12 protein-coding genes, 8 tRNA genes and 1 other annotated feature are annotated in these 12391 nt (G+C 49.6%); of the genes, 2 read left to right on the forward strand and 18 right to left on the reverse strand.

Going from position 1 to position 12391, the window contains the following annotated elements; all coding sequences use genetic code 11:
• The 11 genes from rpmJ to HNQ47_RS00055 form a co-directional block, all read right to left on the reverse strand.
• On the reverse strand, window positions 1-95 hold a 95-nt coding region (rpmJ, locus tag HNQ47_RS00005; RefSeq protein WP_183326342.1), incomplete at its 3' end, for a 50S ribosomal protein L36.
• A gap of 14 nt (window positions 96-109) precedes the next feature.
• Window positions 110-328, reverse strand: coding sequence for a translation initiation factor IF-1 (infA, locus tag HNQ47_RS00010; RefSeq protein WP_183326344.1), 219 nt, complete (start codon window positions 326-328; stop codon window positions 110-112).
• 118 nt (window positions 329-446) lie between these two features.
• Window positions 447-520 (reverse strand) — tRNA-Gly (locus tag HNQ47_RS00015).
• A gap of 9 nt (window positions 521-529) precedes the next feature.
• A tRNA-Lys gene (locus tag HNQ47_RS00020) sits at window positions 530-605 on the reverse strand.
• 3 nt (window positions 606-608) lie between these two features.
• Window positions 609-684 (reverse strand) — tRNA-Thr (locus HNQ47_RS00025).
• A 1-nt stretch (window position 685) separates the two neighbouring features.
• Window positions 686-761: transfer RNA gene (locus HNQ47_RS00030), tRNA-Val, on the reverse strand.
• A 46-nt stretch (window positions 762-807) separates the two neighbouring features.
• Window positions 808-881: transfer RNA gene (locus tag HNQ47_RS00035), tRNA-Gly, on the reverse strand.
• 20 nt (window positions 882-901) lie between these two features.
• Window positions 902-977: transfer RNA gene (locus HNQ47_RS00040), tRNA-Gln, on the reverse strand.
• Window positions 978-991: 14 nt separating this feature from the next.
• Window positions 992-1075: transfer RNA gene (locus HNQ47_RS00045), tRNA-Tyr, on the reverse strand.
• A gap of 7 nt (window positions 1076-1082) precedes the next feature.
• A tRNA-Val gene (locus HNQ47_RS00050) sits at window positions 1083-1158 on the reverse strand.
• 19 nt (window positions 1159-1177) lie between these two features.
• Window positions 1178-1633 carry a hypothetical protein gene (locus HNQ47_RS00055; RefSeq protein ID WP_183326346.1) on the reverse strand — a complete coding sequence of 152 codons (456 nt, stop codon included), beginning with the start codon at window positions 1631-1633 and terminating at the stop codon, window positions 1178-1180.
• A 41-nt stretch (window positions 1634-1674) separates the two neighbouring features.
• Between HNQ47_RS00055 and HNQ47_RS00060 the strand changes: the two genes are divergently transcribed.
• Window positions 1675-2604, forward strand: coding sequence for a rod shape-determining protein (locus HNQ47_RS00060; RefSeq protein WP_183326348.1), 930 nt, complete (start codon window positions 1675-1677; stop codon window positions 2602-2604).
• 12 nt (window positions 2605-2616) lie between these two features.
• Here the strand turns inward: HNQ47_RS00060 and HNQ47_RS00065 are convergent, their stop codons facing one another.
• From HNQ47_RS00065 to HNQ47_RS00085, 5 genes are all read right to left on the reverse strand, one after another.
• Window positions 2617-2829 (reverse strand): hypothetical protein, encoded by a 213-nt coding sequence (locus HNQ47_RS00065; protein ID WP_183326349.1) that lies wholly within the window; start codon window positions 2827-2829, stop codon window positions 2617-2619.
• Between the two features lie 48 nt (window positions 2830-2877).
• Window positions 2878-3630 carry an ABC transporter ATP-binding protein gene (locus tag HNQ47_RS00070; RefSeq protein WP_183326351.1) on the reverse strand — a complete coding sequence of 251 codons (753 nt, stop codon included), beginning with the start codon at window positions 3628-3630 and terminating at the stop codon, window positions 2878-2880.
• Window positions 3623-4489 (reverse strand): ABC transporter permease, encoded by an 867-nt coding sequence (locus tag HNQ47_RS00075; RefSeq protein ID WP_183326353.1) that lies wholly within the window; start codon window positions 4487-4489, stop codon window positions 3623-3625. The genes HNQ47_RS00070 and HNQ47_RS00075 overlap by 8 nt, the downstream gene beginning before the upstream one ends.
• 8 nt (window positions 4490-4497) lie before the next feature.
• Window positions 4498-5469: an ABC transporter substrate-binding protein gene (locus tag HNQ47_RS00080; RefSeq protein WP_183326355.1), complete on the reverse strand. Its 972-nt coding sequence runs from the start codon at window positions 5467-5469 to the stop codon at window positions 4498-4500.
• A 40-nt stretch (window positions 5470-5509) separates the two neighbouring features.
• Window positions 5510-5704, reverse strand: a binding site (T-box leader).
• Between the two features lie 13 nt (window positions 5705-5717).
• Window positions 5718-7082 (reverse strand): sodium-dependent transporter, encoded by a 1365-nt coding sequence (locus tag HNQ47_RS00085; RefSeq protein ID WP_183326357.1) that lies wholly within the window; start codon window positions 7080-7082, stop codon window positions 5718-5720.
• Between the two features lie 108 nt (window positions 7083-7190).
• Here HNQ47_RS00085 and asnA point away from each other — a divergent pair, with 108 nt between their 5' ends.
• Window positions 7191-8198: an aspartate--ammonia ligase gene (gene asnA / locus HNQ47_RS00090; RefSeq protein ID WP_183326359.1), complete on the forward strand. Its 1008-nt coding sequence runs from the start codon at window positions 7191-7193 to the stop codon at window positions 8196-8198.
• Window positions 8199-8228: 30 nt separating this feature from the next.
• Here the strand turns inward: asnA and HNQ47_RS00095 are convergent, their stop codons facing one another.
• Window positions 8229-8534 carry a hypothetical protein gene (locus tag HNQ47_RS00095; protein ID WP_183326361.1) on the reverse strand — a complete coding sequence of 102 codons (306 nt, stop codon included), beginning with the start codon at window positions 8532-8534 and terminating at the stop codon, window positions 8229-8231.
• Between the two features lie 18 nt (window positions 8535-8552).
• Complete coding sequence (rpoC, locus tag HNQ47_RS00100) at window positions 8553-12389, reverse strand: DNA-directed RNA polymerase subunit beta' (RefSeq protein ID WP_183326363.1); 3837 nt, start codon at window positions 12387-12389, stop codon at window positions 8553-8555.
• Window positions 12390-12391 lie beyond the last annotated feature (2 nt).

Consider the following 12391-nt stretch of genomic DNA (forward strand, 5'->3'; position numbering starts at 1 on the left):
TGCTTCGGGTTCTCACAGATCACCATGACTCTTCCCTTGCGTCGAATCACACGACACTTATCGCACATCGGTTTTACGGATGGTCTTACTTTCATTGTGACTTCCCCCTTTATTTCTTTCTGAACGTAATGCGCCCACGTGTTAAATCATACGGTGAAATTTCCACGGTCACACGGTCGCCCGGTAAAATGCGAATGTGATGCATACGGATTTTACCGGAAACGTGAGCGATGATCTCGTGTCCGTTTTCTAATTTTACCTTAAATGCCGCGCTCGGCAATGTATCGACAACAACGCCGTCCAGCACGATCATATCTTGTTTTGACATGAAAAACGAATCCCTCCTTCATCAGCATATGCGTACAAAATGCCAATTATTATTATAACTGATTCTGTAAAAAATGAAAAGCATGAAAAAAAACCAACCCGAAGTTGGCTGCATACAATGGAGCAGGTGATGAGAATCGAACTCACGTAGTCAGCTTGGAAGGCTGAAGTTCTACCATTGAACTACACCTGCATAAAAAAATGGTGACCCGTGGGCGATTCGAACGCCCGACCCTTTGATTAAAAGTCAAATGCTCTACCAACTGAGCTAACGGGTCACGTGGTGCCGACTAAAGGAATTGAACCCTCAACCTACTGATTACAAGTCAGTTGCTCTACCAATTGAGCTAAGTCGGCATGGTGGAGGTTAACGGGCTCGAACCGCTGACCCTCTGCTTGTAGGGCAGACGCTCTCCCAACTGAGCTAAACCTCCGTGCAATTCAAACTATACCAATCCTGAAACCATCTGTCAAATTAAATGGAGCAGGTGATGAGAATCGAACTCACGTAGTCAGCTTGGAAGGCTGAAGTTCTACCATTGAACTACACCTGCACGTTGCAGTTTCAAAAAAGTGGCTGGGGTAACTGGATTCGAACCAGTGGAATGCAGGAGTCAAAGTCCTGTGCCTTACCGCTTGGCTATACCCCAATATAAATAAAAAGTGGTGGAGGAGGGCAGATTCGAACTGCCGAACCCGAAGGAACTGAGTTACAGTCAGCCGCGTTTAGCCACTTCGCTACTCCTCCAAAAAGCTGGTGGAGGTTAACGGGCTCGAACCGCTGACCCTCTGCTTGTAAGGCAGACGCTCTCCCAACTGAGCTAAACCTCCGTAGCGCTTTTATATGTTATCAAATCTGCTTATCTTTGTCAATTTTTTTCTCGACATTTTTCAGCAGACGCTGATACTCCCGGCGCAGCACAAACCGAAATAAATTCGCGATCCCCGTTTCGCTCATCCGACGCTGGATCATCAAACATTTCCCCTGCTCCATCACAAACGCATAACTATAAATAATCTTCACGGTCCGGCCGAATACCGACTTATCTTTGATCACACGCATTTCTTCATACGCGGTCCCATCCGGACACCAGACAAAGAAAAACGGCGAAAGAGAATGAAAAGGAACACGCTCCGGCGTTATAATATACACAGGTATGCGGATCTTTTCAAAATATGGCTGCCACGTCAGCCAACGGTCCAGCACCGCCTGCACCTTCGCCTTTTTCAGCGAATCCAGCAGGACCAGCACACACAAAGAATCCGGCAGCTGCACCGGATCATGATGTTCATCAAAAACGTTCATAATTTATATACCATTTCCATTGTAGCATGACAGGAGGAAATATGAAATATTACGCATTTGATTTCGGAACCACCCACATCCGCCTATTCAACGAAAGCGAAGTCCTCTTTGATGAGCCGTCCTTGGCCGCATTAAACGACAAAGGTTCGATCATCGCCATCGGCAAGGAAGCCCGGCAGCAGCGCGGCAACCGCCGCGTCGTCAATGTCACCCGCCAGAAAAACGCCGATCTGCTCTGTCAGTACATCGACGAACTTTGCCGCCGTTATCGTCTGTTCCGCCTGCTGACCAAAACCGGCATTCTCTTTACCGGCGGCCGATTTACCGAAGAGCTCCGCCGGCATTTCCGTGAGATCGGCGCAGCGGATGTGTTATATGAAAAACAACTCTGGGTTGCCGCATTGGGCACCCAGATCAGCTTGAACAACGGCTATACTTGTCTGCTTCACATCGGTGCAGCGGCGACCGCTATCGGCGTCTTTGCCGACAATCAGCTGCTGCACGATGATACCAATTCTTATTCCGGCCTGCACATCGACCAAATGATCCGCACATGGATCCGCAGAAACTATTCCTTGAATATCACCGATGAAATGGCCGATACCATCATCAAGACGATCGGACAAACCATGGCCCAGCCGCAGCCGGCCCGGATGTACGTGCAGGGATTCGACCGTACCACGCAGCAGATCCGGACATTCTTCATGGATGAAAACCAATTTGCCTCGATCATCGATCCGATCCTGAATGAATGGGCGCGCTGGATCTATTCCTTCATCGTCCATCTGCCGTCCTTGCAGGAGCAGGAAATCACGGTCAAAGGCATTGTCTGCTGCGGCGGCGTGCTGCGCTATAAAAATTTAACCAGATCATTCCAGGAGCGGCTGCACATTCCGTTCTATACTGTCAAAAACCCGGAACAAAGTGTACCGGCCGGCCTGATGCACATCCTGCAGACATTAGAAAACTAAAAAAAGCAGAGGTCAGATATTCTCAATGACCTCTACTTTTACTTTATCATCCGGTTCCAGATCATATGTGATCTTGGCAAAATCTTCCAAATGGTTCTCAATGATATCATGAACGGCCTCATAGACCTCATCTTTTGCGGTATCATCTTTACAATCGTATTCAATGGACGTTACAACATGTTTCTTGAACGACACATCTTTCAGCTCATCTACTATATTCTTCATGGTTCTACCTCTGTTTCAAATAAAGTGTAATCGACTTACGCACGTTTGTCAAACCTCATAGAAATGAATAACATCCTCCGGCTTCAGGGCACTTTTTTCTGCACCGCTGAAATCTTTGGTGATCCGGCCGTCATGGAAGATCAGCAGCCGGCTGCCATTTTCCAGCGCATCTTTCATATTGTGGGTGATCATCAAAGCGGTGATCTGTTCCTGTTTGATCAGCTGATTGGTAATTTCTAAGATCTTGTGCGCACTTTTCGGGTCCAGTGCCGCGGTATGTTCATCCAGAAGCAGGATCTTCGGCGGATTCAGCACGGCCATCATCAATGCCACGGCCTGCCGCTGGCCGCCCGACAATAAACCAATTGGTGTCTTCAGACGGTCTTCCAGCCCCATATCCAGCGTTTTAAGATGTTCTGCAAAGAACTCCCGATCTGCATTCGTGACCGCCCGGGAAAACATTCCCCTCTGAGAGTGCGAATACGCCAATGCCAGATTCTCTTCCACGCTGAGCTCTCCGGCCGTGCCCATGGCAGGATTCTGAAACAGACGGCCGATCTGACGGGCACGGATATGTTCTTTCTGTTCGGTAATATCCTCCTCATCCAGAAAGACTTTCCCCGATGTGACCGGGATCTTGCCGGCGATCACATTAAAAAATGTGCTCTTGCCTGCCCCATTGCTGCCGAGGATCGTCACAAAATCCCCGTCATGAATCGTAACGGAAACATCCGTCAGGGCTTTTTTCTCCAGCTGTGTGCCGGGATGGAACGTGACCGATACGTGTTCAAGTTTAAGCATATTCACCCCTCCGTTTCTTGCGGATATATGGAATCGAAATCGTAATGGCGACCAGCAGGGCCGAGATCAGGTTCATATCGCCCGAAGGCACACCAAACTGCAGGGCCAAAGTATACAAGACTCGATAAATACAAGCGCCTAAAATAGCCGAAAGGATCCCGAAACCAATCGTCCGTTTCTGGATGATCGCTTCACCGACAATAATTCCAGCCAGACCGATGACCATCATGCCCGTGCCGCCGGTCACATCCGCAAAGTGATTGTACTGCGCAAAGAGCGCACCGCTTAAAGCCACCAGCCCATTGGATAAACCAAACGCGATGAACTTCATCCGGTCCACATTGATACTTGACGAACGGACCATCGCTTCATTGTCGCCGGTCGCACGGATCTGCAGGCCTAAATTTGTTTTAAAGAACCAATACAGGACCAGCGCCAGCACCGCAATCAGCGGGATCAGCACCAGCAGCGGCTGATCGACCGTATCAAACATGGAAGCACAATCTGGATCCAGTGAAAGCAGCGGCATGTTCGGCATGCTGCCCATGATCCGCAAGTTGATCGAATACAGGCCCGTCATCGTGATGATCCCTGCCAGCAGCGGCTGGATCTTCATTTTCGTCTGCAGAAACGCCGTTACCAGGCCGCAGACACAGCCGGCCAAAAAGGCCCAGCACAGCCCCAAATACGGCTGACCGGCCATGGTCGAAACCGCCACGACGGCAGCGCCGGTGGAAAAACTGCCGTCCACCGTCATATCCGGAATATTCAAGATCCGAAATGATACATATACACCTTCCGAAAGCACGGCTAAGATCAGACCTAGTTCCAATGCTTTCAATAATACATTGACTGTCATATACGCTCCTATTCTATCCACTGCAGCTTTGGATTGTCTGCCACCGAATCCGGCAGCGTCATGCCCAGCTGCTTCAGCACACTGCGATTCACATAAATATACAAATCTTTTTTATAGACTTTCACCGGAATGGATCCGGCTTTGGTACCGTTCAGCACCTTGTCGGTCATATCGGCTGTCTCTTTGCCCAACTGTGCATAATCGATCCCGACCGTTGCCAGGCCGCCGTCCTTGACCATCGAATCCGCACCAACATAATACGGAATGCCCGCATCGATCGCTGTTTTGGATAAAGACGCCATCGCGCTGGCAACCGTGTTGTCATTCGGCGAAAGCAGGATATCGGCCTTCTGTGCCACGACCGATGCCGCCGTCTCCAGCTCGGTAATATCTTTGCCGGTGCCTTCAATCAATGTCAGACCATGTTCCGCACAATATTTTTTTGCCTTCTGCAAATTTGAAACCGAATTGGTCTCCGAAGCATTGTACAAAAAACCGACCGTTTTCATATCCGGGTTCATTGCCTGTGCCAATTCAAGAATCTGATCCATCGCTACCTGATCGCTGGTGCCGGTAATGTTTCCGCCTGGATGTTTCAGATTCGATACCAGCTGCGCACCGACCGGATCGGATACAGCAGAAAAGATCACAGGAATATCCTTGGATACCCTTGCCGCCATCTGCGCCGTCGGCGTTGCGATGGCCACGATCACATCACATTGTTTGTCTTCAAATTGATTGATGATGGAATTTAGATTCGCCATCTGTCCCGAAGCATCCGCATAATAAAATTCCGCATTCTTGCCGTCTTTATAACCGAGCTTTTTCATTTCCTTGGTGAAATTGTCCCGGATCAAATTCAAGGAAGGATGCGATACCAGCTGCGCAACACCGATCCGTACGGTTTTCTTCTGCGATGAACAGCCGACGGACGAAAGCAGCAGACAGATGCTCAGCATCCATGCAGCAATTTTTCTCATAAGCAACTCCTCTCTTCAAAAGAAAACGCCCTGTGTCGCAACACAGGACGAAAATTTCGCGGTACCACCTGATTTGACATGAACCTCTCATGTCCGCTTATCATCTAACGTGTGATCACGTCCCGGTTCACCGGGCCCTCCGAAGTCCATCACCCAACACAGATCATCCGGCTTCCACCCTCCCGGATTCGCTGCAGACTGCTTCCATGGGATCCTTCTTCTTCAGCGGTTTCAATTATTTTATCATATTACGCAAACATCTGCCAATAGCCTTGAATGAAGATCAATAAAATGATCAGCGGGATCACGACACCGCAGTAGACACGGATCGATCTTGGGAACCGAATACCTGTTCCCGTATTGGCTTCGGCCAGGAAATTCTTCCAGCCCCAGCCGTTTTTCGCCGTGCAGAAGAACACATAAAACATCGAGCCAAGCGGCAGTAAATTGTTGGAGACAATAAAATCTTCCAGATCCTGGATCGTTGAGCCTGCGCCCATGGGCTGAATAAATGACCAAAGATTAAATCCCAATGCACACGGGATCGAAAGGACGATCACCAGAACAGCGGATGTCTTCAGCGTGCGCTTCCGATCCCATCCGGTCAGTTCCTCCAACATGGTCATGATATTCTGCAGCACAGCCAAGATCGTTGTATAAGCCGCAAAGCTCATAAACAAAAAGAACAAGGAGCCCCACAGCCGGCCGCCGGCCATATTCGCAAAAATATTCGGCAGCGAAATGAAGATCAATCCCGGACCTGAACCTGGATCGATATCATAGGCAAAACAGGCCGGGATCACGATCAAACCCGCAACCAAAGCCACGAATGTATCTAAGCAGACAACCTGGATCGCTTCACCGGTCAGACGATGCGTCTTATCAATGAAGCTGCCGAAGATCGCCAATGCGCCGATCCCCAGACTCAACGTAAAGAACGCCTGTCCCATGGCCGCAAATACAACCTCATTCCAGCCATATTTCTGGATCTTGGAAAAATCCGGCACCAAATAATACCGCAGGCCCGCTTCTGCCCCCGGCAGCGTGACCGAACGGATCGCCAGCACGACCATCAGCACCAACAGACACACCATCATAAATTTGGATACACGTTCCAACCCATTTACCAAACCTTTGGATAAAATATAAAAACCAACAACCACCACACCGATCATAAAACCCAGATTGACGGCCGGACTGGCAAGCATGCCTTGAAACTGGCTGAGGATCTGCGCTTGATCCGCACCGATGAACCGGCCGGTCAAATTCAAATAAAAATAGTAGAACATCCACCCACATACTGTGGTATAGAACATCATCAACAGGAAATTCCCCGCCAGGCACATGTATTTCATCCAGTGCCAATGTGTTCCTTTTGGTTCCAGTACATTAAAGGACAGGGCAGCACTTTTCTGGCTGGCACGGCCGACCGCATATTCCATGACCATGACCGGCAAGCCGAGAATGACCAAAAAAAACAAGTAAATCAGCACAAAGGTCGCCCCGCCGTATTTTCCCGTAATATACGGAAACCGCCAAACGTTGCCCAAACCGATGGCACAGCCGGCACTGATCAAAATAAATCCGAGCCGGGAAGAAAATCGATCTCTCATTTGTCTCTCCCTTTCATTTCAAACATGAAAAATTTTATCAACTTCATTGAAAAAAATCAACGTAAATGAAAAATATGATATACTGATTGAGTTATGAGGTGAACACAAATGAACTTAATCATTCCGGAACAATACAATCCGATCCTTTCCGTACGCGAAACGGAAAAAGCCATTAAATACATTCGCGATACATTTCAGGAAGAACTGTCTTCCGCATTGAATCTGACCCGTGTCTCGGCACCGTTATTCGTTACCGAGCGCTCCGGATTCAACGACAATCTGAACGGAACCGAACAGCCGGTCAGCTTCACGATGCAGTCTCTGCCCGGCGAAGAGATCCAGATCGTTCATTCCCTGGCCAAATGGAAACGATACGCCTTAGGCCATTACGGCTTTCAGATCCACGAAGGCTTATACACAAACATGAATGCCATCCGCAAAGATGAAGATGTCGACAATTTACATTCTGTCTATGTCGATCAATGGGACTGGGAACGCGTGATTGCCAAAAACGAACGAACCGAAAACATCCTGCGCCAGCACGTACGCGAGATCGTCAAGGTGATCAAGCATATGGAACATGAAGTATGGTATAAATTTCCGCAGGCTGTTTATCATCTGCCGGATGAAGTGACGTTCATCACTTCCCAGGAACTGCTGGACCGTTATCCGGATCTCAATGCAAAAGAACGCGAAAACGCCATCACGAAAGAATATGGCTGCGTATTTTTGGAACAGATCGGTGACCGGCTTTCGAACGGAGAAAAGCATGACGGCCGCGCGCCGGATTACGATGACTGGGCATTGAACGGCGATCTGCTGTATTGGTACGAACCCCTGCAATGTGCCTTTGAGATCAGCTCCATGGGCATCCGCGTCGACGAGAAGTCGCTGGTAACACAGCTGGAAAAAGAAAACTGTACCGAACGTCTGAAATATCCATATCATAAGGCGATCCTGAACCAGGAACTGCCTTATACGATCGGCGGCGGCATCGGTCAGTCCCGATTGTGCATGATGCTTTTAGGCAAGGCACACATCGGTGAAGTGCAGTGCAGCTTATGGCCGGAAGAAATGAAAAAAGCCTGCCGACAGCACAATATTCAGCTATTATAAAAAGAATGGAGAACAAAAGTTCTCCATTTTTTATTGATTTACTTTTTGGATACGGCCGCCTGTTGAATGAACAAAACGGGTGATATGATCAAACATCGAAGGAGAAACTTCTTTGCCTTTGATGTAAAAGGTCAAGTCCGAGACCCTGACTTTTCCGTCGCAATGATCGACCGACGTTCCTTCCAGCACCACAGCGCCGTCAAAAATGAACGCATCCATCAGTGTCTGGGCATCCACTGTATATTCTTGATACTCAATGCCTAACGTCACCCGGTTCTTGCCGGTGATCTGACGCACATAGGTTTGGAAGCAGCGTCCCAGTGTATAGAGGCTCATAAGGCAAAATGAGGCAGATTACTCCGCCTCATTGTTCTCCGTTTTCACTTCTTCGCGATTGGTCTCGGTCACGATCTTATGAAATTCTTCATTATCGTCCTTCTTCTGGCGTGCAATACGCTGCTCACGCAGTTCTTTGGCCTTCGCTTTGACCAGTTCATTCTGCGGACGATTGCCCTTGCAGCCAGTTCCGGCCGGAATCAATTTACCGATCATGACATTTTCTTTCATTCCCAGCAAGTGATCGACTTTTCCTTTGATCGTCGCATCCGTAAGAACTTTTGTCGTCTCCTGGAAACTTGCAGCGGACAGGAACGAATCCGTCTCAACGGAAGACTTCGAAATACCCAGCAGCACTGGTTTGAATTTTGCCGGTGTTTTGCCTGCCAATAAGGCATCGCGGTTGATCTTCGTAATGTGGCTGCGTGAAAGCTGCACGCCTACATTCAGATCCGTATCGCCGCTGTCGACAACGATCACTTTCTTCATCATCTGTGTGATCATGACTTCCAAGTGTTTATCGCTGATATCAATACCTTGAGACTGATATACTTTCTTGACTTCTTTTAGGATATAGTCCTGTACTTCACGGACACCGGCAACCTTCAGCAGTTCTTTCGGATCCAGCGGACCTTCAGTCAGCGGGGTACCCGCTTCGATGGAAGCACCGACCTTGACCCATGTGCGCAGCGTCTGGTTGGCGTTGACTTTATGTGAAACACTTTCCTTTTCGCTGGTAATGATGATCTCCTGACGCATCGTACCTTCAATTCGTTCAATGGAAGTGATCTCGCCGGAAATCTGTGCGATCACGGCAACACCTTTCGGGCGGCGCGCCTCGAACAATTCTTCGACACGCGGCAGACCTTGGGTGATATCTTCGCCGCCGGCACCGGCAACACCGCCGGTATGGAACGTACGCATGGTCAGCTGTGTACCTGGCTCACCAATCGACTGTGCGGCCATGACACCGATGGCTTCACCGACTTCGACATCTTTACCAGTTGCCATATTGCGGCCGTAGCATTTACGGCAGACACCCATCTGGCTCTTGCAGGTGAAGACGGAACGGATATACATTCCCTTGATGCCGGCTTCCACAATTTGTTTAGCAATTTCATCCGTGATGTATTCATCACTGCCGATGATCAGCTCTCCGGTATTCGGATCGATGACATCCTGTTTCGAGTAACGTCCCTGCAGACGATCCTGCAGCGGTTCGATCACCGTACCGGTCTTGCGGTCCACCAGATCTTCGACCCAGTAGCCTACATCGGTGCCGCAGTCATCTTCCTTGATGATGACACCTTGTGCAACATCGACCAGACGACGGGTCAAGTAACCGGATTCAGCCGTCTTCAACGCGGTATCGGTCAGACCTTTTCGTACACCGTGGGTCGAAATAAAGAACTCACTGACGTTCAGTCCTTCACGGAAGCACGAGTAGATCGGCACCTCGATCAAGCTTGGCACAAATTCTCCGTGGGTCGATTTGGCATGACCCGGACGGGCCATCAAACCACGCATACCGGCCAGCTGGGTAAAGTTCGAACGGTTGCCTCGGGCACCGGAATCAGCCATCATATAGATTGGATTCTTACGGTCCATATTATCGACCAGGTTATCGGCAATCTGGTCCTTGATGTCATCCCACAGCTGATTCAAATGGCGTTCCCATTCTTCCATCGTCAGCATGCCTTTGCGCTGTAAATATTTTAACTGGTCGGCTTTCTGCTTGCCTTCCTCGACTTTTTCTTCTTTATTTGGAGCGACCTCGATATCACTTAAGGCAACCGTGATACCGGCAACCGTCGAATACCGGAATCCCAGAGATTTGATCTGGTCCAGCACTTCGACCGTCTGATCGACCGTATAACGGCGGAATACTTCCGCAATGACTTTTCCTAAGTCTTTTTTCTTGACAGCACCCGGACGTTCACCGTTCAGATAATACTGATTCTCGGCGATGAATGCATGCGGATCCTGTCCCGGACGGATAAAGTAACGGTCCGGTGTATTTTCAAAGTTCTCTTTTGAAACTTCCTCGATGAACGGGAAATCGTTCGGGAACATACTGTTGAAGACGATCTTTCCTGGTGTCAGCACCAAATAATCGTTGGCATGGATCGGATCAAAGGAATCCTTATGCAGACCGCGGACCGGCACCGCAATACGCGAATGCAGATGGATCTGCTGCGTATCATATGCCTTCATGACTTCGTCCGCATCGGCATAGACATGGCCTTCATGATTGGCAAAACGACGCCACATTTCGGCTTCCTTCGGACAGTCGGCATCCTCATAACGAGCGGCTTCCTTGAGCAGTTCGTCCTTGGTCTCCTCCATGGTCAGATAGTAGTTTCCCATGACCATATCCTGGCCCGGGGTAACGATTGGTTTGCCATCTTTTGGTCCCAGAATATTATGGGAGCCTAACATCATGACCAGCGCCTCGGCACGGGCTTCTTCGCTCAGCGGCACGTGGATGGCCATCTGGTCCCCATCAAAATCGGCATTGAACGCAGTACATACCAACGGATGCAGACGCATCGCCCGGCCTTCGACCAGCTTCGGCAAGAAGGCCTGAATACCCAGACGGTGCAGCGTCGGGGCACGGTTCAGCAGCACCGGATAGCCGTCAATGACTTTCTCGACGACATCCCAGATGCGGGTGTCACGGCGTTCGATCATCTTTTCAGCCGTCTTCGAATTGGTTGCGACTTCTTCGTTGACCAATTCATTGATGATGAACGGCTTGAACAGATTGACTGCCATTTCACGCGGAATACCGCACTGATACATCTTCAGATCCGGTCCGACGGCAATGACCGAACGGCCGGAGAAATCGACACGTTTTCCTAACAGGTTCTGACGGAAACGTCCCTGTTTACCTTTCAGGGAGTGCGACAGTGACTTCAGCGGACGGCCGCCGGCACCGGTAATTGGTTTTGAACGGCGTCCGTTATCGATCAATGCATCGACAGCTTCCTGCAGCATTCGTTTTTCGTTCTGAACGATGATGTTCGGTGTTCCCAGATCCAGCAGCTTACGCAGACGGTTGTTGCGGGTGATGACCCGACGGTATAAGTCGTTCAGATCACTGGTCGCAAACCGGCCGCCGTCCAGCTGCAGCATCGGGCGCAGATCAGGCGGGATGACCGGGATGTTCGTCAGGATCATCCATTCCGGTTTATTGTCACTGTGACGGAAGGCATTGATCGTATCCAGACGTTTGATCAGCTTTTTGCGCTTCTCGCCCTGTGCCTTCTCCAATGCTTCCTGAATGCCTTGGTATTCGGCTTCCAGATCCACATCCTGCAGCAGTTTCAGGACCGCTTCAGCACCGGTCTGAGCCGTAAAGGCATCGCTGCCGTAAATGGCAACATTCTCCCGGTATTCGCGTTCCGATAAAATTTGTTTATATTCCAATTCCGAATCCTTCGGATCCGTTACGATATAGCTGACAAAATACACAACTTCTTCCAGTTGTTTCGGTGTCACATCCAGCAGCAGCGCCATCCGGCTCGGGATTCCGCGCAGGTACCAAATATGAGCGACCGGAGCCGCCAGATGAATGTGGCCCATGCGCTCACGGCGCACGCTTGATTTTGTGATCTCAACGCCGCATCGGTCGCAGACGACACCTTTGAAGCGGACTTTTTTATACTTTCCGCAGGCACATTCCCAATCTTTGGTCGGGCCGAAAATACGCTCACAAAATAATCCATCCCGTTCTGCTTTCTGTGAACGGTAGTTAATGGTTTCTGGTTTGGTGACTTCACCGTGCGACCATTCCAGAATTTTCTCCGGGCTCGCTAAACGAACCTGGATCGAGGCAAAATTATTGACACCCATCT

The sequence above is a fragment of the Catenisphaera adipataccumulans genome, from assembly GCF_014202755.1.
Lineage (GTDB): Bacteria > Bacillota_I > Bacilli_A > Erysipelotrichales > Erysipelotrichaceae > Catenisphaera > Catenisphaera adipataccumulans.

What these genes read in the sequence shown, in the direction of transcription:
- infA (WP_183326344.1), bottom strand. Translation starts at nt 328, where the DNA reads ATGTCAAAACAAGATATGATCGTGCTGGACGGCGTTGTTGTCGATACA.
- HNQ47_RS00055 (WP_183326346.1), bottom strand. Translation starts at nt 1,633, where the DNA reads ATGAACGTTTTTGATGAACATCATGATCCGGTGCAGCTGCCGGATTCT.
- HNQ47_RS00060 (WP_183326348.1), top strand. Translation starts at nt 1,675, where the DNA reads ATGAAATATTACGCATTTGATTTCGGAACCACCCACATCCGCCTATTC.
- HNQ47_RS00065 (WP_183326349.1), bottom strand. Translation starts at nt 2,829, where the DNA reads ATGAAGAATATAGTAGATGAGCTGAAAGATGTGTCGTTCAAGAAACAT.
- HNQ47_RS00070 (WP_183326351.1), bottom strand. Translation starts at nt 3,630, where the DNA reads ATGCTTAAACTTGAACACGTATCGGTCACGTTCCATCCCGGCACACAG.
- HNQ47_RS00075 (WP_183326353.1), bottom strand. Translation starts at nt 4,489, where the DNA reads ATGACAGTCAATGTATTATTGAAAGCATTGGAACTAGGTCTGATCTTA.
- HNQ47_RS00080 (WP_183326355.1), bottom strand. Translation starts at nt 5,469, where the DNA reads ATGAGAAAAATTGCTGCATGGATGCTGAGCATCTGTCTGCTGCTTTCG.
- HNQ47_RS00085 (WP_183326357.1), bottom strand. Translation starts at nt 7,082, where the DNA reads ATGAGAGATCGATTTTCTTCCCGGCTCGGATTTATTTTGATCAGTGCC.
- asnA (WP_183326359.1), top strand. Translation starts at nt 7,191, where the DNA reads ATGAACTTAATCATTCCGGAACAATACAATCCGATCCTTTCCGTACGC.
- HNQ47_RS00095 (WP_183326361.1), bottom strand. Translation starts at nt 8,534, where the DNA reads ATGAGCCTCTATACACTGGGACGCTGCTTCCAAACCTATGTGCGTCAG.
- rpoC (WP_183326363.1), bottom strand. Translation starts at nt 12,389, where the DNA reads ATGGGTGTCAATAATTTTGCCTCGATCCAGGTTCGTTTAGCGAGCCCG.